This is a genomic window from Amycolatopsis iheyensis, from assembly GCF_024703995.1.
In the GTDB taxonomy this organism is placed as follows: Bacteria; Actinomycetota; Actinomycetes; order Mycobacteriales; family Pseudonocardiaceae; genus Amycolatopsis; species Amycolatopsis iheyensis.
This window is the reverse complement of the sequence record NZ_JAMXQV010000035.1, coordinates 91,389-110,869: the sequence shown is the minus strand read 5'-3', so window position 1 is coordinate 110,869 and position 19,481 is coordinate 91,389. Positions and strand designations below refer to the sequence as shown.

At 71.0% G+C, this 19,481-nt stretch carries 22 protein-coding genes; 11 read left to right on the top strand and 11 right to left on the bottom strand.

Features of this window, described 5'->3' with window-relative positions:
• Positions 1–293 precede the first annotated feature (293 nt).
• Positions 294–1,283 carry an SCO0930 family lipoprotein gene (locus M8542_RS43900; protein WP_257926333.1) on the top strand — a complete coding sequence of 330 codons (990 nt, stop codon included), beginning with the start codon at positions 294–296 and terminating at the stop codon, positions 1,281–1,283.
• A gap of 15 nt (positions 1,284–1,298) precedes the next feature.
• Here M8542_RS43900 and M8542_RS43895 read toward each other — a convergent pair whose 3' ends face one another.
• Positions 1,299–1,925: a DUF4383 domain-containing protein gene (locus tag M8542_RS43895; protein WP_257926332.1), complete on the bottom strand. Its 627-nt coding sequence runs from the start codon at positions 1,923–1,925 to the stop codon at positions 1,299–1,301.
• Positions 1,926–2,115: 190 nt separating this feature from the next.
• On the opposite strand from M8542_RS43895, the gene M8542_RS43890 reads away from it, so the two are divergent.
• On the top strand, positions 2,116–2,997 hold the full coding sequence (locus M8542_RS43890) for a serine hydrolase (RefSeq protein ID WP_257926331.1): 882 nt from the start codon (positions 2,116–2,118) through the stop codon (positions 2,995–2,997).
• 4 nt (positions 2,998–3,001) lie between these two features.
• Here the strand turns inward: M8542_RS43890 and M8542_RS43885 are convergent, their stop codons facing one another.
• Both M8542_RS43885 and M8542_RS43880 read right to left on the bottom strand, forming a co-directional pair.
• Complete coding sequence (locus M8542_RS43885; protein WP_257926330.1) at positions 3,002–4,210, bottom strand: alpha/beta hydrolase; 1,209 nt, start codon at positions 4,208–4,210, stop codon at positions 3,002–3,004.
• A 144-nt stretch (positions 4,211–4,354) separates the two neighbouring features.
• Positions 4,355–5,302: an alpha/beta hydrolase gene (locus tag M8542_RS43880; RefSeq protein WP_257926329.1), complete on the bottom strand. Its 948-nt coding sequence runs from the start codon at positions 5,300–5,302 to the stop codon at positions 4,355–4,357.
• A 151-nt stretch (positions 5,303–5,453) separates the two neighbouring features.
• Here M8542_RS43880 and M8542_RS43875 point away from each other — a divergent pair, with 151 nt between their 5' ends.
• From M8542_RS43875 to M8542_RS43865, 3 genes are all read left to right on the top strand, one after another.
• Positions 5,454–5,906, top strand: coding sequence for a MarR family winged helix-turn-helix transcriptional regulator (locus M8542_RS43875; protein ID WP_257926328.1), 453 nt, complete (start codon positions 5,454–5,456; stop codon positions 5,904–5,906).
• Between the two features lie 24 nt (positions 5,907–5,930).
• Positions 5,931–6,773 (top strand): SAM-dependent methyltransferase, encoded by an 843-nt coding sequence (locus tag M8542_RS43870; RefSeq protein ID WP_257926327.1) that lies wholly within the window; start codon positions 5,931–5,933, stop codon positions 6,771–6,773.
• A 90-nt stretch (positions 6,774–6,863) separates the two neighbouring features.
• Positions 6,864–7,331, top strand: coding sequence for a hypothetical protein (locus M8542_RS43865; protein ID WP_257926326.1), 468 nt, complete (start codon positions 6,864–6,866; stop codon positions 7,329–7,331).
• Here the strand turns inward: M8542_RS43865 and M8542_RS43860 are convergent.
• On the bottom strand, positions 7,314–8,252 hold the full coding sequence (locus M8542_RS43860) for a patatin-like phospholipase family protein (RefSeq protein ID WP_257926325.1): 939 nt from the start codon (positions 8,250–8,252) through the stop codon (positions 7,314–7,316). The two genes, M8542_RS43865 and M8542_RS43860, sit on opposite strands and share 18 nt — an antisense overlap.
• 104 nt (positions 8,253–8,356) lie before the next feature.
• Here M8542_RS43860 and M8542_RS43855 point away from each other — a divergent pair, with 104 nt between their 5' ends.
• Genes M8542_RS43855 through M8542_RS43845 form a run of 3 tightly spaced genes read left to right on the top strand, consistent with a single transcriptional unit; the run spans position 8,357 to position 11,912 of the window.
• The gene (locus tag M8542_RS43855) at positions 8,357–8,899 is read left to right on the top strand and encodes a PadR family transcriptional regulator (protein WP_257926324.1); all 543 of its coding nucleotides are present in this window, start codon (positions 8,357–8,359) and stop codon (positions 8,897–8,899) included.
• Positions 8,899–10,908 carry an NADPH-dependent 2,4-dienoyl-CoA reductase gene (locus tag M8542_RS43850; RefSeq protein WP_257926323.1) on the top strand — a complete coding sequence of 670 codons (2,010 nt, stop codon included), beginning with the start codon at positions 8,899–8,901 and terminating at the stop codon, positions 10,906–10,908. The genes M8542_RS43855 and M8542_RS43850 overlap by 1 nt, the downstream gene beginning before the upstream one ends.
• Positions 10,909–10,958: 50 nt before the next feature.
• Entirely contained in the window at positions 10,959–11,912 is a 954-nt protein-coding gene (locus M8542_RS43845) for a prephenate dehydrogenase (protein ID WP_257926337.1), read from the top strand.
• On the opposite strand, the gene M8542_RS43840 is transcribed toward M8542_RS43845, so the two are convergent.
• On the bottom strand, positions 11,913–12,122 hold the full coding sequence (locus tag M8542_RS43840; protein ID WP_257926322.1) for an antitoxin: 210 nt from the start codon (positions 12,120–12,122) through the stop codon (positions 11,913–11,915). It abuts the gene before it with no gap.
• 24 nt (positions 12,123–12,146) lie between these two features.
• Positions 12,147–14,114 (bottom strand): FUSC family protein, encoded by a 1,968-nt coding sequence (locus tag M8542_RS43835; RefSeq protein ID WP_257926321.1) that lies wholly within the window; start codon positions 14,112–14,114, stop codon positions 12,147–12,149.
• 68 nt (positions 14,115–14,182) lie between these two features.
• On the opposite strand from M8542_RS43835, the gene M8542_RS43830 reads away from it, so the two are divergent.
• Complete coding sequence (locus M8542_RS43830; RefSeq protein ID WP_257926320.1) at positions 14,183–14,632, top strand: SRPBCC family protein; 450 nt, start codon at positions 14,183–14,185, stop codon at positions 14,630–14,632.
• Between the two features lie 91 nt (positions 14,633–14,723).
• Positions 14,724–15,488, top strand: a complete 765-nt coding sequence (locus tag M8542_RS43825; RefSeq protein WP_257926319.1) for a polysaccharide deacetylase family protein — start codon at positions 14,724–14,726, stop codon at positions 15,486–15,488.
• On the opposite strand, the gene M8542_RS43820 is transcribed toward M8542_RS43825, so the two are convergent.
• The 4 genes from M8542_RS43820 to M8542_RS43805 all read right to left on the bottom strand — a co-directional run bounded on the left by M8542_RS43820 (position 15,485) and on the right by M8542_RS43805 (position 18,274).
• Positions 15,485–15,958: a carboxypeptidase regulatory-like domain-containing protein gene (locus tag M8542_RS43820; protein ID WP_257926318.1), complete on the bottom strand. Its 474-nt coding sequence runs from the start codon at positions 15,956–15,958 to the stop codon at positions 15,485–15,487. The two genes, M8542_RS43825 and M8542_RS43820, sit on opposite strands and share 4 nt — an antisense overlap.
• Positions 15,955–16,560, bottom strand: a complete 606-nt coding sequence (locus M8542_RS43815; RefSeq protein ID WP_257926317.1) for an RNA polymerase sigma factor — start codon at positions 16,558–16,560, stop codon at positions 15,955–15,957. Before M8542_RS43815 ends, M8542_RS43820 begins: the two co-directional genes overlap by 4 nt.
• 423 nt (positions 16,561–16,983) lie before the next feature.
• A complete protein-coding gene (locus M8542_RS43810) occupies positions 16,984–17,655 on the bottom strand; it encodes an SGNH/GDSL hydrolase family protein (RefSeq protein ID WP_257926316.1) in 672 nt (223 codons plus the stop codon).
• Between the two features lie 10 nt (positions 17,656–17,665).
• Positions 17,666–18,274: an NAD(P)-dependent oxidoreductase gene (locus tag M8542_RS43805; protein WP_257926315.1), complete on the bottom strand. Its 609-nt coding sequence runs from the start codon at positions 18,272–18,274 to the stop codon at positions 17,666–17,668.
• Positions 18,275–18,358: 84 nt separating this feature from the next.
• On the opposite strand from M8542_RS43805, the gene M8542_RS43800 reads away from it, so the two are divergent.
• Positions 18,359–18,922, top strand: coding sequence for a TetR/AcrR family transcriptional regulator (locus M8542_RS43800; protein ID WP_257926314.1), 564 nt, complete (start codon positions 18,359–18,361; stop codon positions 18,920–18,922).
• On the opposite strand, the gene M8542_RS43795 is transcribed toward M8542_RS43800, so the two are convergent.
• Positions 18,919–19,407, bottom strand: coding sequence for a GbsR/MarR family transcriptional regulator (locus M8542_RS43795; RefSeq protein ID WP_257926313.1), 489 nt, complete (start codon positions 19,405–19,407; stop codon positions 18,919–18,921). The genes M8542_RS43800 and M8542_RS43795 overlap by 4 nt on opposite strands.
• Positions 19,408–19,481 lie beyond the last annotated feature (74 nt).

The following is a 19,481-nucleotide window of genomic DNA, read 5'->3' as shown; positions in this document are numbered from 1 at the left end:
GGGCGGTTGCGGGCGGTTGCGGGCGCCGGGCGGCTGCAGGCGCGGGGCGGCTGCAGGCGCGGGGCGGTTGCGGGCGGTTGCGGGCGCCGGGCGGCTGTAGGCGCGGCGATGAAGGCGGCGGCCGCGGCACCCGGCGCCCCCACTCAGCCGCCGACGGCTGAACCGTGCCCTCCGCACCAGGCCCGCACCCGGCCGAAAATACTTTGAACCGCCTCCGCCGAGTGTCCGTGTAGTGGGTATCAGGCAGCCGCACCGAGCGGCGGGAAACCCCAATGGACACAAGGAGAACTTCCATGCTTCGCACGCGCATCGCCGTCTCCGTCGCCGCGGCGGCAGCCGGGCTGGCAGTGCTCACCGCTTGCTCGGGTGCCGAAACTGCTCAGCCGGTCATCGCCCCCGCGGCTGCCGGTGGCACCGGTGGCGGTCAGCTCGCCAACGGCCAGGTGGGCAACGCCGCTCCCGCGTCGAACGAGTCGAAACTCGTCGTCGCCGATGTGGCCAATGTCGGGCAGGTCATCACCGATCAGAACGGCATGACGCTCTACCGGTTCGACAAGGACACCGCCAAGCCGCCGAAGTCCAATTGCGACGGTGACTGCGCCAAGGCCTGGCCGCCCGTGCTCGCGACCGGGGACGTGCAGGTGCAGGGCGTCGACAAGAACCTCGTCGGGAAGGTGACGCGCTCCGACGGCACCGAGCAGGTCACCGTCGGCGGGTGGGCGCTCTACCGCTACGCCAAGGACACCAAGGCCGGCGAGGCGACCGGTCAGGGCGTCGGCGGGGCCTGGTACGCGGCCAACGCCAAGGGCGGCAAGGCCGGGCAGGCCGCGAGCGAAGCCGGCGTCGTCAAGCTGAGCGCCAGCAACATCGACGGCCTCGGCGAGGCGATCGTCGACCAGAACGGGATGACGCTCTACCTGTTCCAGAAGGACACCAAGAAGGCCAAGACGTCCGCCTGCAACGGCGACTGCGCCAAGACCTGGCCGCCGGTGCTCTCCAACGGCAAGGTCGAGCTGCAGGGCATCGACTCGAAGCTGCTCGGCAGCATCAAGCGCGCCGACGGCACCGAGCAGGTCACCATCGGCGGCTGGCCGGTCTACACCTTCTCGAAGGACCTGAAGCCGGGCGACGCGAACGGCATGGGCGTCAACGGCACCTGGTTCGTCATCGAGCCCAACGGCTGCAAGGTCGGCACCACCCCCAGCTCCACCGCCAACCAGGCTCCGGCTGACAGTGGCGCTGGGAGCAGCAGCAACTCCGGCTCCGGTGGCACCACCTACTGAGCCACCACGAACTTCCTAGTGGGCGAGGCCCGGCGGACGCTCTTCACGAGTGACCTCCGGGCCTCGCTCGTCGTGGTCACGACGCAGGAACGAACGACGGCGGGGCCGCTCGTCGGAAGTCACGACGCGGTCGGCGTCGTGGTCGGTGTGGCGCTCGACGACCGTCGGCTCGTCGACCGTCTCGTCCTCGGGGACGAGGATGGTGCGGCGGGCCGGGAGCACGGCGATCAGCAGACCGAGCGCGGCGACGCCGAGGTGCAGCCAGGTGTCGGCCGGGCCGAGGTCCATCGGGTTGCCGGCGGTGGCGAACGGGTTGCTCGAAATGAGGCCGTCGATCATCAGGCCCCACACGAACAGCAGGCCGTAGCCGATGAACAGCAGCCAGCCGAACGTGCGGGCGCGGCCGGAGCCGAAGGCCAGCAGCAAGCCGACCACCCCGGTCACGACGCGGACCAGGCTCATCAGCGGGTTGGCGGAAAACCGCCAGAACCCGGCCTCGTGGTGGCCGGCGAAGTCGCCGAAGCCGGTCCTGGTGAATCCGATGATGCCGACGACGAGGAACGCGATTCCGGCCAGTCCGGCCAGCACCTGCGCCGGCTGCAGGCCGCGAACCCGGATGCGTGCGCCTTTCGCGTGAGTCATGACTCCAGTCCTTCCCAGCGTGTGGTGACGACCGTCACCGCACACAGGTACCCCGCGAACACAGGGCGCGAAACGACGGCGCTTGCCCGCAGCGCCCGGCGGCGTTGCGAGATCCGGGCCCGGCCGAGAGCTATCCCACAAACTCACCCGATCCGGGGAACGGCAGGCCGTCGTCCCGGCAATCCGGATCATGCGCAAGCTGAGCGGCATCTTCCTGGTGGGGCTGTGTCTGGGGGCGATCGGCGCGGTGGCTGTCACGGCGAGTCACAGCACCGCCGCGACACCTCAGCCGGTCGCGGCCTCCGAAGTGGTGACAACGATGTCGGAATTGCCGGCGACCCCCAGTTCGAGCCCGGCGCCGAAGCCGAGCCCCAGTCTGAGTCCCGGCACCACGCCGAAGCAGCCGGCCAAAGTGGACGCTGCCGCGCTGGACCGGCTGGTGCCCGGCGGCACCGTCAGCGCCGTGCTGTTCGACCGGCAGCGCGGCGCGGCGACCGTCTCGGTGCGGGCGGAGCGCGGGTACACGTCGGCGTCGCTGGTGAAGCTGCTCATCGCGCTCGCCGTGCTCGACGGCGGCGGGCCCGCGCCGGAGGTGCAGCGGATGCTTTCGCGCAGCGACGACGACCTCGCGAGCCGGTTCTGGACGGCGTACGGCGGGCCGTCGATCGTCACGCGCTGGGCCGCGAAGATCGGCCTCACCGGGACGCGCCCGCCCGCGGACCCGGGCCGGTGGGGCGACACGCGGATCACGGCGGCGGACGTCGTGCGGATCTACCAGTACGTGCTCGCCCACGCGCCGGGCGCGATCCTCAGCGCGCTGCGCGCCGCGACCGAACGGGGCTCCGACGGGTTCCGGCAGTACTTCGGCATCCCGGACGCCGCGGGCGGGCGGCCGTGGGCGGTCAAGCAGGGCTGGTCGTGCTGCCGGCCGACGCGGATGCTGCACACCTCCGGCGTGGTCGGCGAGGACGGCCGCTACATCGTGGTGGTGCTGACCGAGGACCCGCAGTCGGTGGACTACGCGACCGGCTCGAAGCGGGTGACGGCAGTGGTCCAGGCCATGCTCGGCTGAGGCGCTACTGGTCCGTGTCGGCCAGCGCCCCGTGCGCGCCCGACCGCGGCAGCGGCCACGGCAGCACCCCGCCGGTGGTCTCGACCGGCCGGCCGGCCGGCGACGGGCCCGTCGCGTGGGCGCCGATCCACGACAGCACGTCCGGTATCTGCGACTTGAAGGTGTTCATGTTGTGGCCCGCGTCCTTGACCACCCACGACGAAAACTGCAGCGGTGGCCGCGCGGCCGCACGGATCTGGCCGATCGCGAAGCTCTCGTAGCTTTCCTTGTCCCCCGAAATCGCCAGGATGTCGACCGGGGACGGGTGGAGGCGGACGTTGACCCGGACGTTGTTGGCGTCGTTGATGTCCTGGCGGCCGTGGAACAGGTCCTCGGTCTCCGCGTCGATCTGGGCCTTGTCGTAGCCGCTGACGCTGACCGCCTGGCCGTACCACTGCGGGTGGCGCGTCACCAGGTTCATCGCGCAGAACCCGCCCGAGGACCAGCCCGCGATCGTCCAGCCGCGCCGGCTCGGGGTCACGCCCAGCTTCTGCAGCGCCCAGTCGCGCAGGTCCGCCGTCAGGTAGGTGTCGTTCGCCGTTCCGTTGACCTCGTCGACGCATTCCGTGTCGTGGCCGACCTTCGGGACGCCCGTCGGGTCCGGGACGATCACCACCGACGGCGGGAGCGCGCGGCGGGCGATCGCCGCGTCCAGCTGCTCCGGCATGTGGTAGCCGCTCGTGAAGACCTCGGGGCCCGACGGGTAGTTCGGGATCCACTCGATCGCCGGGAACTTCAGCTCCTTGAACGCCGCGTCGAAGTACTGCGGCGGCAGGTACACCGTGACGTCGCGGGTGAGCTTCGTGCGCCGGCCCGTCACCTTCATGTGGACGACGGTGCCCTTGCCCTCGCGCGCGTGCGCCACCCCTGTGTCGCGCAGCTTCTCGAGGTCTTCGCCGTTCTGCGACGCCTCGGCGTCGGTGCCCTGGCCGGCGTAGGCGCCCGTTCCCAGCAGCGAGCCGACCGTCGGGAAGAAGCCGCCGATCATGTTGCCGCCCATGGCCGTGGAGACGACCACGAGCACGACCGCGAGCAGGATCGTGGCGCTGCGCCACAACCGCTTGCGCTTCCAGCGGTCCCAGAACCACGGGACGGCGACGACCGCGAGCAGCGTCAGCACGACCACCACGATCATGTTGACCGGCGAGTCGAGCCGGATGCTGCTCAGGTGCATGGGATCGGTCCTTCCAGGCGGGCAGGTGCGCGCCCGGATCGATCGGGAGTCGCGTATATATCACGTTTGAGCGGGCACGCACGTTGCGGCGCTGTGACTTGCGCCATAGGGCCGCAACGTGCGGCGAACTCAGCGTTTTCTCAGCTATGCCGCCAAAGCACGCGTCAGGACGGTGATGGCCTGGGTGATCGCGGCCTCCGCGGCGTGGGTCTCGCGCAGCGCGTTGACCATCACGAAGTCGTGGATGATCCCCTGGTAGCGGACGGCCGTGACGGGCACGCCGGCCTGACGCAGCTTCGCCGCGTACGCCTCACCTTCGTCGCGGAGCACGTCCGCCTCGCCGGTGATCACCAGGGCCGGCGGCAGCCCGGCGAGCTCGTCGAGCGAAGCACGCAGCGGCGACGCCGTGATCTCGGCGCGCTGGGCGGCGTCGGTCGTGTACTGGTCCCAGAACCACTTCATGCCTTCGCGGCCGAGGAAGTAGCCCTCGGCGAACTTCGCGTAGGACTCGGTGTCGAAGTTCGCGTCGGTCACCGGGTAGAAGAGCACCTGCTGGCGGAAGGTGACGTCGCCGCGCTGCTTGGCCAGCAGCGTCAGCGCCGCCGTCATGTTCCCGCCGACGGAGTCGCCGGCGATCGCGATGCGCGAGGTGTCCAGCCCCTTCGACGCGCCGTGCGCGGCAACCCACTTCGCCACCGCGTAGTTCTCCTCGATGGCGATCGGGTAGCGCGCCTCGGGCGAGCGGCTGTACTCGGGGAACACGACGGCCGCGCCGACCCCCACGGCCAGCTCGCGCACCAGGCGCTCGTGGGTGTGGAAGTCGCCGAACACCCAGCCGGCGCCGTGGATGTAGACGATCACCGGCAGCGGTCCCTCGACGCCTTCGGGCCGGACGATCCGGGTCTCGACGTCCTCGATGGTCAGCACCTCGATCGACGCGGCGGGCATCGCGACCTCGCCGTCCTGGACGCCGTCGACGGCCTTGCGCCCCTCGGCCGGCGGCAGCTGGAAGAGGTACGGCGGCTGGTCGGTGGCCTCGGCGAACGCCTGCGCGGCCGGTTCCAGGGCGAGGTTGTGCGGGTTGGCGGTCATGTCGTCCTCCTCGGTGGCGAGCTGATGCATTGAAGGTAGCTCGCAACTCAGTTGGACACAACTTAGTTGGACTCAATGAGATGAAGGGCACTTGAGTTGCGGTGCACGACCACCTCCGGGACCATGGAGAGTTACGAGAGAGGAGGCCGCCATGGCATCGCTGCGGCTGGACGACCAGCTCTGCTTCGGGCTGTACTCGGCATCGCGCGCGGTGACGTCCCTGTACCGGGTCGTCCTGGAGGACCTCGACCTGACCTACCCCCAGTACCTGGTGATGCTGGCGCTCTGGGAGCGGGACCACCGCCTGGTCAAGGAGCTCGGCACCGAGCTGAACCTGGACTCGGGCACACTGTCGCCGCTGCTCAAGCGCCTGGAGTCCGCCGGCGTCGTCGAGCGCGTCCGGCAGGCCGACGACGAGCGCTCGGTCCGGATCAGCCTCACCGAAGCCGGGGAAGCCCTGCGCGCGAAGGCCAAGGGGATCCCGGACGTGATCGGCACCGCGATGGCGCTGGACGAAGCCGGGATCGCCCGGATGCGCGCCGAGCTGGACCGGTTGACGGAGTCCGTGAACGCCTACCGGGAAGCGTTCTCCCCGGCTGGCTAACATGGCCGGGCGAAGGGGGCGACGATGATCAACCACGACGACGCGCTCAAGGCCGTCGAGAGCAGCCTCGACCGGCCCTCGGCCGCCCGGATCTACGACTACTTCATCGGCGGGAACACGCACTACGCGATCGACCGCGAGTTCGCCGAGAAGGTCCGCGACCGGCTGCCGCTCATGGGCGACTACTGCCTGACGAGCCGCCAGTTCCTCGGCCGCGCGATCCGTGCGTGCGTGCGCGCCGGCATCCGGCAGTTCGTCGACATCGGGTCCGGCCTGCCGACCGCGGGCAACGTCCACGAGGTCGCCGACGAAGAGAGCGAAGAGCCCGACACGCGCGTGCTCTACATCGACAACGAGCCGATCGCCCTCGCGCACTCGACGCTGTTGCTGGCCGACACCGCCGACCCCGAGCGCCACCACGCGATCGCCGCGGACTTCCTGCAGCCCGAGGACCTCTGGGACCGCGTCGCGAGCTCGGACATCATCGACGTGCGCGAGCCGATCGCGCTGGTGATCAACGCCGTCATGCACTTCATCAAGGACGACGAGAACCCCGACGAGCTGCTCGGGTTCTACCGGGAGCGGCTGGCCCCGGGCTCGCTGCTGGTGCTGTCGCAGATGACGAACGAGAACCCGGTCAACGAAGACGAACGGCAGGCGCTGATCGACCTGCTGGAGTACTACGAGACCACGACGAACCCGGGGTTCCTGCGGCCGATGGCCGAGTTCGAACGCTTCTTCGGCGGCTGGCCGATGCTCGAACCGGGGCTCGTCTACGCGCCGGCGTGGCACCCGGACGAGCGGACGGTGTTCGCCTCCTCGCCGTCGGAGTCGCGGGTGATCGGCGGCATCGCGCGCAAACCCTGATCCACCTGGCTTCAACCCCCGGGTTGACGTCCTGACGCGCGCCCGCGGGCACCGTGGTGACCTCGAAGGTCACCGCGGAAGGGAACGCTCGTGAGCAGCTCGGCCAACATCCTCATCGGGCTCGCCGTGCTGGCGTGGCTGGTGCTGCGGCAGACGCAGCGGCGGCTGGTGCGCGAGGACCGCCGGCCGGTCGTGCTGCTGGTCCTGCTGGTGCTGGGGGTGTTCCAGCTCGCCACCTACCTGAAGCTGGTCCCGGTGTCGGCGACGGTGATCGTGCTCGTCGTGGCCAGCCTGGTGCTCGCCGCGGGCTTCGGTTTCGTCCGGGCGCTGAGCGTGCGGGTGTGGCGGCAGGACGGGCAGCTGTGGCGCCAGGGCGGCTGGCTGACCGTCGCGCTGTGGCTGGTCGCCGTCGGTGTCCACATCGGACTGGACCTGCTGTTCGACGGCGCCGCGAAGGGTCTCGGCACCGGGTCGATCCTGCTGTACCTGGCCGTGTCACTCGGGGTGCAGCGGTTCGTCGTGCTCTCGCGGGCGAACCGGCTAGGAAGCTTCGCGTAGCCCTTCCAGCACGTCGAGGACCGCGCTCTTGCCCAGGTCCACGGCCTTGCGCAGCACGTCGGGGTCACGCTCCAGCACCGCCACGTCCGGCGATCCGGCCGGCGGGCGGATGCTCAGGATCCGCGGGTCCGAAGCCAGAACCTCCTCGTCCTCGACGTCGCGGCGGAAGGTGTCGCGCCACGCCGGGATCGCGCCCGGGGCCTGGCGGCGCAGGAACCGCGGCACCACGACGTCGTAGGCGCGCGGGGGCGGCAGCGGCAGCTCGTCGGCGCGGCGGGTGCGCAGGACCAGCACGTCGGTCGCGCCCTGGGCCAGCGCCGTCCGGTACGGGATCGGCTCGGCGACCCCCGCGTCGACGAACCGGCGGCCGGCCATCGGGATCGGCGGCCCGGCCAGCACCGGCATGCACGACGACGCGGCGAGCGACACCTTGATCGCGTCGACGTCGTCGAGAAAGGGGTGCAGGTCGGTCGACTCCCCCGTGTCCGCGTCCGTGGCCAGCGGGTGGAACGTCACCGGGTTGGCCAGGATCGCCGGGAAGTCCATCGGCTCCAGCACCGAGTACACCTGGTGGACGAGGTATTCGAGGTCGATCACCGCGCGGCCGCGCAGGGTGTGCAGCGGGTTGATGATCCGGCGCATCACGACCGGGTTCCACCAGGTGCGGACGCCGGTCGACGAGCAGCCGCTGAGCAGCCAGGCGCCGTTCAGCGCGCCGGCCGACGAGCCGTAGACGGCGTCGAACACCGGGACGGCGCCCAGTTCGTCGAGCGCCAGGGCCATGCCGCTCGAGTACGTGCCGCGGCTGCTGCCGCCTTCGACGGCGAGCGCGAGCCGCCGGCCGTCGGTGCGTTCGCCCGGGACACTGCCCGTCGCCATCCGTTCGGAGATCAGTTCGAGTACCGGGTGCACTCTTCCCATCCTGGTCTTTTCGTTCATGAAGTCGACCCGATTTATCCGACCCGGGTGGGTGAAGTGATGCGCGCCTCGTTGCACTGCAACTCGTTGCATAGGACCCTCGGGCCATGGCACTGGAGCACGCGATCCTCGTCTCGCTGTCCGAGCGCGCCGGCTCGGGCTACGAGCTGACGCGCCGGTTCGAGAAGTCGATCGGGCTCTTCTGGAGCGCCACCCACCAGCAGATCTACCGCGTGCTGAAGCGGATGGAAGAGGCGGGCTGGGTGGCCGTCGACGTCGTCGCGCAGTCGGGCCGGCCGGACAAGAAGGTTTACACGGTCGGCGACGGCGGGCGCGCCGAACTGGTCCGCTGGCTGGCCGAGCCCGATCCGAACGCGGGTCCGGTCGAACTGGCCGTGAAGATCCGCGGCGCGACCTTCGGGGACCCGGCGAAGGTGGCCGAGGAGATCGTCCGGCACCGCTCGGCGCACGCCGAACGCCTCGACGTCTACCGCCAGATCGAGAAGCGCGACTTCCCCGCGCCCGCCGCGCTGACCGGCCAAAAACTGCACCAGTACCTGGTCCTGCGCGGCGGCATCCGCGTCGAAGAAGGCCAGGTCGAGTGGTTCGACGAAGTCCTCACCGCCCTCCACCACACCAAGGACGCCTGATGACCCCGTACCCGAACTTGCTGTCGCCGCTGGACCTCGGCTTCACGACGCTGCGCAACCGCGTCCTGATGGGGTCCATGCACACCGGCCTCGAGGACAAGGCCGCGCACTTCCCCGAGCTGGCCGAGTACTACGCCGAACGCGCTCGCGGCGGGGTCGGCCTGATCGTCACCGGCGGCTTCGCGCCGAACAAGACCGGCTGGCTGCTGCCGCTCGCCTCCAAGCTGACGACGTCGGCCGAGGCGAAGCAGCACCGGCAGCTCACCGCGCCGGTGCACGACGCCGGCGGCAAGATCGCGCTGCAGGTCCTGCACGCGGGCCGGTACGCCTACCACCCGCTGAGCGTGTCGGCGTCGAGCATCAAGGCGCCGATCAACCCGTTCCGGCCGCGCGGCCTGACCGGCTACGGCGTGCGGCAGCAGATCAACGCCTTCGCGAACTGCGCCGCCCTCGCGCGCGAAGCGGGCTACGACGGGGTCGAGATCATGGGCTCCGAGGGCTACCTGATCAACCAGTTCCTGGCCGAGCGCACCAACAAGCGCACCGACGCCTGGGGTGGCACGCCCGAGAAGCGCCGCCGGTTCGCCGTCGAAATCGTCAAGCGCACCAGGGAAAAGGTCGGCGACGACTTCATCATCGTCTACCGGCTCTCGATGCTCGACCTCGTCGAGGACGGCCAGCGCTGGGAGGACGTCGTCGCGCTCGCTCGCGAAGTCGAGGCCGCCGGCGCGACGATCATCAACACCGGCATCGGCTGGCACGAAGCCCGCGTGCCGACGATCGTGACGTCGGTGCCGCGCGCCGCGTTCACCTGGGTGACCGGGAAGCTCAAGCCGCACGTGGGCATCCCGGTCGTGACCTCGAACCGGATCAACATGCCGCAGGTCGCGGAGCAGGCGCTGGCCGACGGCGACGCCGACCTCGTGTCGATGGCGCGGCCGTTCCTCGCCGACCCCGAGTGGGTCCGCAAGGCCGAGACCGGCCGCGAAGACGAGATCAACACCTGCATCGCCTGCAACCAGGCCTGCCTCGACCACGCCTTCAAGCGCAAGCTTGTCTCCTGCATGGTCAACCCGCGCGCGGGTCACGAGACCAAGCTGACCCTCGCGCCGACCCGGCGGTCGAAGCACGTCGCCGTCGTCGGCGCCGGGCCCGCGGGGCTCTCGGCCGCGACCGCGCTGGCCGAGCGCGGCCACAGCGTCGAACTGTTCGAAGCCGACGACGAGATCGGCGGTCAGTTCGGCATCGCCCGGAAGATCCCCGGCAAGGAGGAGTTCGCCGAGACCATCCGCTACTACCAGCGGCGGCTCGAGGTCACCGGGGTGAAGCTGCACCTGAGCACCCGCGTGACCGCCGAGGACCTCACCGGCTTCGACGAGGTCGTGCTGGCCACCGGCGTCGCACCACGCGTGCCGGCGCTGCCCGGGATCGACCACCCGAAGGTGCTGTCCTACGCCGATGTCGTCCGGCACGGGAAGCCGGTCGGCGAGCGGGTCGCGGTGATCGGGGCCGGCGGCATCGGCGTCGACGTCAGCGAGTTCCTCACGCACGCGGACTCGCCGGCGCTCGACCTCGACGCGTGGATGGCCGAGTGGGGTGTCACCGATCCGGAGAAGGCAGCCGGTGGGCTCACCGGACGCAAGCCAGAGCCGTCGCCGCGGCAGGTCTACCTGCTGCAGCGCAAGAAGTCCGGGATCGGTTCCGGGCTCGGCAAGACGTCGGGCTGGGTGCACCGAGCCGCGCTCAAGGCGAAGAAGGTCGAGCAGCTCACCGGCGTGACCTACGAACGCATCGACGACGCGGGCCTGCACATCACCGTCGAAGGCGCGCCGCGGCTCCTCGAAGTCGACACCGTGGTCGTCTGCGCCGGTCAGGAACCCGTGCGCGACCTCGCCGACGCACTGCCCGCGGACCTGCCGGTGCACCTGATCGGCGGGGCCGACGTCGCCGCGGAACTCGACGCGAAACGCGCGATCGACCAGGGAACGAGGCTCGCCGCCGCGCTGTAGCACCAGATGCGTCCGGCACTGGCAGGATGGGGCCCGTGCGAGACGTATGCGTGATCGGGCTCGGGCTGATCGGCGGTTCGCTGCTGCGCGCGGCGGCCGCCAGCGGCCGCACGGCGTTCGGCGCCGCGGTCTCCGAAGTGGACGCCGACGCGGCGAGCAGGGCAGGCTTCGACGTCACCACCGACGTCGAAGCGGCTTTGCACCGCGCGGAAACCGACGACGCGATGGTGGTGCTGGCCGCGCCGCTCACCGCCGTCGAAGACCTGCTGCGCCTGGTCAACCAGCACGCGTCGCACTGCCTGCTCACCGACGTGACCAGCGTGAAAGCGCCGGTGCTGGACGCCGTCCGCCGTCGCGTGCCCTACACGCGGTACGTCGGCGGGCACCCGATGGCCGGCACGTCGAACTCCGGCTGGCTGGCCGGGAACGCGACGCTGTTCCAGGGCGCGGCCTGGGTGGTCGCGGTCGAGGAGGACACCGACCTCGAAGCCTGGGCCGAGGTCGCCGAGCTCGTGCTGGACGTCGGCGCGCACGTGATCCCGCTGCCGGCGGAGTCGCACGACGAAGCCGTCGCGCGGATCTCGCACCTGCCGCACCTGTTCGCGGCCATCCTGGCCACGATCGGCGCCGAGGGCGGGCCGCTGGCCATGTCGCTGGCCGCCGGCTCCTACCGCGACGGCACGCGCGTCGCCGCGTCGAACCCGCAGCTCGTGCGCGCGATGACCGAAGGCAACCGAGACGCGTTGCTGCCGATCGTCGACGAAGCCCTCGGCCGCCTCGGCGCGGCCCGCGGCTCGCTCGCCTCGACCGGCGGGCTGGCCGCCACCATCAACGCCGGCTACGAAGGCGCGCAGGCGCTGGCCGCCAGCCTGGACGTCGAGCGCGCGGGCGTCCGGATCAGCCTTTCGGCGCCGGACGCCCGGCAGGGCCTCATCGCGCTCGGCGAACGCGGCGGCCGGATCACCGGCCTCTCGGACGGGATCGCGACCGGCGAAGTCCAGTAGCTACTGAGCCGGCGGGGTGTCCGGCTTGGTGTCGAACTTGTCGAGGAACTCCTTCGCCTTCTCGATCCCGCTGTCGATCTGAGAGTCGTGGCCGGCGAACTTCGACTTGGCGAAGTCACCCGCCTTGTCGAGGCCGTCCTCGATCTTGTCGCCGTGCTCACGCAGGGCCTCTTCGGCCTTGCCCTTCAACGCATCGAAGTCGATTCCCATGCCGGTAATTGAACAGCACGCGCGTCAGGTGCGCCTGTGGTACGGCAGGAACCGCCGGACGAGCCCCAGCGGGGATCGTTCCACCAGGTCAGGGCCGCGGACGGCGTCGAACGCCGAGCCCAGCTGGTCGACCACCCCGGACAGCTGCGCGCCGTCCGGCAGCGGCATCGACCGCGGCTCGCGCTGCTCGCGGATCGCCGACGCCAGCTCGTCCAGTGCGGCGGTGAGCAGCTCGATGTCAGCCGGGTCCGGCGGCGCCACCCCGCGCCCGATCGTCACGCCGACCTCGGTGACGGCGTCCGCGACGCGTTCCTGCGCGGCGATCACCGGCCACCACGCCACCGCCTGGCGGCCGTTCGCCGACGGCTCGACGACGACCTGCTGGAACGCCGTCCGCAGGTCGGCCAGCGCCCGGTAGGCGCCGCGGCGGGCCCGCGACCGCGCCAGCCGCGCGTCTCCGGAAGACGCCTCGACCAGCGCGCACGAGACGTACTTCGCGACGGCGTCGAGCCCGTCGGCCAGCCGCCCGCCGACCTGGGGCCGGCGGCTGCCCGGCCAGAGCAGGTAGCCGAAGACGAGCACGATCGCACAGCCCAGGACGGTGTCGACCAGCCGCGCCACCACGACGTTCCAGCTGCCGGTGTTCGCCAGGTCCATCTGCAGGATGATCAACGGCGTCACGAACGCGCTGAGGATGCCGTAGTTGCGGACCTTCCCCACCGCGACGCCGCCGGCGAAGATCGTGATCAGGGCGACGAGCACCCAGCCGTGCCCGCCGACGCCGAGCACGACGGCGCCCACGCCGACACCGACGACCGTGCCGATCCCGCGCAGCACCGCGCGTCCGAAGACCGAGCCGAAGTCGGGCTTGAGCACGATGCCGACGGTGAGGGTGATCCAGTAGGACCGCTCGAACGGCACCAGCAGCCCGACGACCTCGGCGATCGCCACGCACAACGTCAGCCGCAGCGCGGCGATCCAGGTCAGCGGGCCGGAAGCCAGCGAGCCGGCCCAGGTGCGCAGCCGCTTGAACCACGGCGTCGGCTCGCGGCGCTTGCGGTCGTCGCCCTTGCCGATCCGGACCAGGCCCGCGTACAACGCGGTCAGCACCGGGTCGGCGTTTTCGTCCGGCATCGGCGGCGGCTCCGGCAGCGGCTGGCTGGCCAGGACGGTGGCCGACAGCGCGACGAAGTGGTCGATGACCTCGGGTGGCGTGCGGCGCCCGGCGTTGACCATCGCCACCGACGCCTCGACCGCGGGTGTCGTCGCGGAAAGCAGGTTGAGCAGCTGGCGGTAGGCGGCGTCGCGGCCGGACAGCCACGAGCGGGCGGTGAGCAGCTGGTCGTAGGCGGTGTTCATGGCCGTGGTCAGCCGGTGGCGGGCCACCCGTGAGACGGCTTCGTCGGTCGCCGAGAGCATCGCGGCCAGCTCGACGTAGACGTGCGCGACGGCGGAGCGTTCGGGGCTGGTCGCCCGGAACGTCCAGCTGGCGAGCGCTACCAGAAGGCTCCAGATCGCGCCGATGCAGAAGAAGCCGAGCAGGACCTCGACGCGCACGCCGGTCGCGTGCTGGCCGGTGCCGAGCACGGCGAAGACGAACATCTGCAGCCCGGCCACCGAGGCGTTGCTGCCGGCCGCGCTGATCAGCGCGGACACCGCCGCGACCAGGATCACCGCGGGCACCGACAACGCGGGCGTGCCGCCGGTCAGCAGCCCGACGACGTACCCCGCCGTCGCGGCCAGCGTCGCCCCGCCGAGGCGGCGCGCGCGGTAGCGGTAGGGCCCGGCGGACTCGGACAGCACGGCGGGCAGCGCGCCGGTCGAGATCAGCGCGCCGACGGCGATGTCGCCCGCCGCGTACGCCACCGCGAGCGGCACGGCCAGCGCGATGACGGCCCGGGCGACCATGTTCCACGGCACCGGGACCGGCTTGCTGCGCAGGAGCTGGGTCAGCCAGTGCGGCGCGGCGATGTCGGGACGCGGCGTGCTCACGCCCCCATCTTGACCTACGCTCCGCGAGACGCTTAATTATCAATCTGTCAACAACGTGGGAGGTTCCGGTGGGCCGCAAGTTCTCCTTCGAGGTCAACCGCACGAGCAGTGCGTCACCGGAGGCACTGCTCGAGCGCGAAGCCGACGGTCCGCGCTGGGCGGAGTGGGGAAAGCCACTCATCGTCCAGGCCCGCTGGAAGCGCCAGGGCGCCGACGAGCCGGCCGGCGTCGGCGCCGTCCGCGAGGTCGGCCTCTGGCCGGTGCTGATCCGCGAGGAGACGGTCGAGTACGAGCCCGGCCGCCGGCACGTCTACACGTTCTTCGGCGCCAACCCGATCAAGGACTACCGCGCCGAGGTCGTCGTGACGCCCACCGACGGCGGCGGCACGCACCTGCGCTGGACCGGGTCGTTCACCGAGCCGGTCCGCGGGAGCGGCCCAGCCCTCGCCGCGCTCCTCGAACGGGTGATCAGGCTGTTCTCGGGTAAGCTCGTCAAGGCGGCTGAAACCGGGCGCTGACCTGGGTGGCCCCGGCCACACAAGATCAGCCGACGCAACTTCACCCACCCCCGCAACGTCACCCGATCGGGTAATACCGAGAGGGGCGCGGATGAAGCGCGTGGCAGCGGTCGTCGTCGCGGCGGCACTGGCGTTGACAGCGTGTTCGGCGAACGAGCCGGACCAGCGTGAGTTCGGCACGAGCCAGCCGAACCCGGCGCCCGGGGGCGGCCCCGGGACGACGACGTCGGCGCCGTACCCGTTCGGGACGGTCCAGCAGAAGGCGCCGGCGATCGCGAACGGCCAGGTCCCGGTGGTCAAGCGGATCACCACCGACAAGCCGTACGTCTTCCTGACCATGGACGACGGCGCGGTCAAGGACCCGGACGCGCTGAAGCTGATGCAGCAGAACGGGACGCACCCGGTGCTGTTCCTGAACCAGAAGTACGTGAAGGGCCACGAGGCCTACTTCAAGCAGATCCTCGACGCCACCGGCGCGACGCTCGGCGACCACACCGTCGACCACCCGAACCTCAAGGGCAAGCCGTACGAGTTCCAGCGCAAGGAGATCTGCGACGACGCCGACGACTTCGCCCGCGAGCTGGGGGTGCGGCCGTCGCTGTTCCGGCCGCCGTTCGGCAACTACGACCAGAACACGCTGCGCGCGGCCGCCGCGTGCGGGATGCGCGCCGCGGTGCTGTGGACGGCCGCGGTCAACGACGGGCACGTCCAGTTCCAGGCCGGCGACAAGCTCAAGGCCGGCGACGTCGTGCTGATGCACTTCCGCAAGACGTTCAAGGAGGACTACACGGCGTTCGTCGAGCAGGCGAAGAAGGACGGACTCACACCCGTCCCCCTCGCCGACTTCCTGGGCTAGAGCACGACCGTCGGCGTCACCACGGTCCGGCGGCACGAGACGTCGCCGAGGTGCACGAGGATCTGCGTGGTCCCGCGCGGCACGTTGTCCAGCACGAACCGGCCGCCTTCGTCGGCCGTCGTGGACGACGTGCCGTGCTCGGCCACCCGCACCTCGACGCCGTACTGGCCCGCCGGGACCAGCCAGCCGTCGATGCGGTGCAGCTTGCCGATCTTGGTCAGGTTGATCATCACGGTCAGGTCGCTGACGGTGAAGGTGATCGTGCCGGTGCCGCCGCCGCGCACGCCGGCCAGGTTGTCGAGGCGCTCCCAGCGGGCGACCTCGACGTCGAGGTCTTCGAGGGCGAGCGCGAACTGGACCCGCTGCACCAGGTCGTCCGGTGGCGGGTCCAGCTCATCGAGGAATCGGCCGACGTCGGCCAGGATCATGTCGTCGGAATAGGCCTCGCCCGGCGCTCCGAGGTCGTTCATCGGCTTCCCCCTTCACTGGCGAGGAGATCGCGCATCTGGTCGAGGCAGCGCCCCCTGGTCGGGCCGACGCTGCCGCGTGGCATGCGCAGCGCCTCGGCGACGAGCTGGTACTCCGCGCGGCCCGCGAGGACGGTCAGCCGGAGCAGTTCCTGACAGCGGTGGGGCAGCCGGACGAAGGCGCGCCAGACCCGGCGGTCGCGGTCGGCGCGGACGGCTTCGTCTTCGGGTGCCGGTTGGGTGCTCGGCATGGCTTCGGCGACTTCGTCGCTCAGCGGAACCGGTTGCACCCGGCGGCCGAACGGGTGCGTGGCTTCGCGGCGCGTCGTCGTGATGAGCCAGGCCGCGAGCGCCTTGGGGTCGCGGAGCTTCTCGAGCTGGCTGAAGAGGGCGAGCCACACGGTCTGGACCACGTCCTCGGCGACCGAGCGGTCGAGGCCGTTGGCCCTGGCGACGTGCCAGACGAGCGGGGTCAGCTCCTCCACCAGGCGGGACATCGCCTGGCGGTCACCCGCTCTCGCCGCGTGCATGCAGGCGGCATGCAGCTCGGCGCCGGTCAGGCCCTCCCAGGGAGGATCTACCTCTGCGGTTTGCACGTCGGTCACCGTATCTGCCCCTCTTCGGAAAAGTCTTCGAGTCGGCTTCGGCAGTATCGCGGGTCCTTCGGGGGGAAGGAGCGTGCAGGTGGATCTCGGATACATCAAGGTCACTTACTTCGTCGGTCGCGCTTCCGGTCAAATGACGACTAGGGGAGGCACCGGCCGACGCGGGCGGGTGGACCCGCGCCGACCGATACTCCCCTCCCTCAAGGACCCGCTCCCCAACGGGCCCGCCGGATGACCCCTCCCCCGAAAGGCACCCGGCCTACGGCGTCCGGTAGCCCCCTCGGCTCCCGGTCGCCGCGCATTTCCGAACTCGGCACCCCCTGCCGCGTTCCCATCTCCGTGCTTGGCTGCTCCACAGGACGCAGTGGCGGGGCCACCAGATACACGAATTCGCGACTTTTTCCGAAGATCGACGCAACGCTGCTAACTGATCACGAAGAGTGCGTCCGCAAGCGTTTGCGCCCAGCGCGCGTAGCCCGCCGGACCCGGGTGGAAGCGGTCGCTCGCGAACGCCGCCGGGTCGAGCAGGCCCGGGTCCATCGGCAGGTGCGCGACGCCGGGGACCTCCGCGAGGGCGGCCGCCGCCCGGTCGAGAGCCCTCGAGCGCGCCGAGAGGACGTCACGCAGCGGCCGGGGCAGCGCCGGGAAGCGGGCCATCGGCGGCACCCCGGCCAGCAGGACGTCGACCGGCCCGAGCCGCCGCCGCAGTGCGATGACGAGGGCCAGCAGGTCGCGGCGGTACGCCGGAGCGCTCCGCAGCTCGATGGTGTCGTTGACGCCGAGGGCGATCACCACCAGGTCGGCCGGGGAGACCAGCGGGACCAGCTCGGCGCGGACCACCCGGGCGTTGGCGCCGGTCCGGCCGACGGCCTGCCAGCGGACCGCCCGGCCGTCGCGGGCCAGCTCGCGGGCGAGGCAGCCGGTGAGCGCCTCCTCGTGGGTCGCCGCGCCGACGCCGTCCACTGTGGACTCGCCGAGGACAGCCAGCCGGAAGGGCTCGCCCTCGCCCGGCACGAGCCCTTCGGTCGGGCCCGCGGCGCCCGGGAGCCGCGGGGTCGTGCGCTTGACGTAGACAGCTTGAGCGAGGAGCACCATGCCTTCGAAGCTAACCGTGCGCGATCGAGACTTTCGCCCTGACCAGCGTGGGCTCCGCCACGGCGTCGAGCAGGAACGCGGCGACGTCGGCGCGCCGGATGGTGAAGGTGCGGACGTTCCCGTCGAGCCGGCTCGCGACCTGGCCCGTGCGCGGCCCGTTCAGCAGCATCGGCGGGCGGACCACCGTCCAGTCCACGCCGGACGCCGTGACGACGTCCTCCATCGCGAGCATGTCGGCCCAGCCGTGCTTGAGGAACGTGTTGAGCAGCGGCTTCACGAGGGTGCGGGTGAAGAAACCGTCCCCTTCGGTGTGCATGCCGCTGGCGCTGACCACCAGCAGGCGTTTCGCGCCGGCGTCGAGCGCCGCGCGGGCGCCGTCCGCGCACACGGTCGTCGGCCCGCGGTCGCGGGAGCCCAGCGCCGAGATGACCGCGTCGCGGCCCTCGATCGCGGCCGCGAGCTTCGCCCCGTCGCCGAGCCCGGCGACGACGACGTGGGCCGGGTGAGTCAGCTTCGCGGGGTCGCGAACGACCGCCGTGACGTCCCAGCCGCGCTCCAGCGCCTGCTTGACGACCTCGCCGCCGACCCCGCCGGTCGCGCCCAGCACGGTGATCCTCATGGTGGTTCCTCCTCGGTTAGTGAACACTCACCAGGTAGGGTGAGTGTTCACTAACCAGGCTGAGAACGCACTCAGGGAGCCACCATGGGAAGCCGCGAAGAGATCGTCGCCGCGGCCGCGAAGGTCATGCGCGAGCAGGGCTACGCCCACGCGACGACGAAGGTCATCGCGCGGACGGCGGGCTACTCGGAGGCGATGCTCTACAAGCACTTCCGCGACAAGACCGACCTGTTCCTCAGCGTGCTGGCCGACGAACTGCCGGCACTGGGCGCGACCCTGGCCGAGCTGACTGCCGACCCCGAGCAGGCGCCGCTGCGGGACAATCTCGCCCGCGTCGCCCGGCTCGCCCTGGCCTTCTACGCCGACAGCTTCCCGATCGCCATCTCGATGTTCTCCTCGCGGGACCTGCTGCGTTCGCACCGGGACCGCGTCGGCGGCGCCGGCCCGCGCATCCCGCTGGCGGGCGTCGAAGACTACCTGCGGGCCGAGGTCGCACTGGGCCGGCTCGCGGCGGACACCGACGTCGAGGCGGCCGCGGCCCTGCTCCTGGGCGCGTGCTTCCAGCAGGCGTTCCTGGCGACGTTCGACGAGCGCGAGCCGGCCGACCTCGCCGACCGGCTCGCGGACACCCTGCTCGCCGCGCTCTAGGCGTTCTTCTCCGCGCGCATCTTGTGCCAGCGCTCGTACATGCCGTTGAGCTCTTCGAGCATGAAGGACAGGAAGTCGCGCATCTCGGCGAGCCGCTTGCCGGACGGCGAGTCCTCGCCGAGGGCGTCGATGCCGTTCTCGGCCGCGTCGCGCCACATGATGATCATGCGGTCGCGCTTGAGGAAGGTGGCGTACCAGAGGTCGTCGAAGAGGCGGTAGTGGTCGCGGCGCTCGCCGGGCTCGCGTTCCTTCGCGACCAGGCCGATCTGCTCGAGGAAGCGCACCGCGCCGGAGATGGCCGCGGGGCTGACCGACAGCTGCGAGGCGAGGTCGGCCGCGGTCAGGCGGCCTTCGTCGGTGGTCATCAGCGCGGCGAACACCCGCGCGGACATGCGCTGCATCCCGATCTGCGAGAGCACGAGCGCGAGGCTCTCGACGTACCGGCGGACGGCGTCTTCATCTCTCTTCGTGTCAGGCGTCGTCATCAACCCATCCTCCCGTACCGCCCCCAGCAAGATCACTCAATCTAGACATTTTCTTAACTTCACAACTTTGTGAA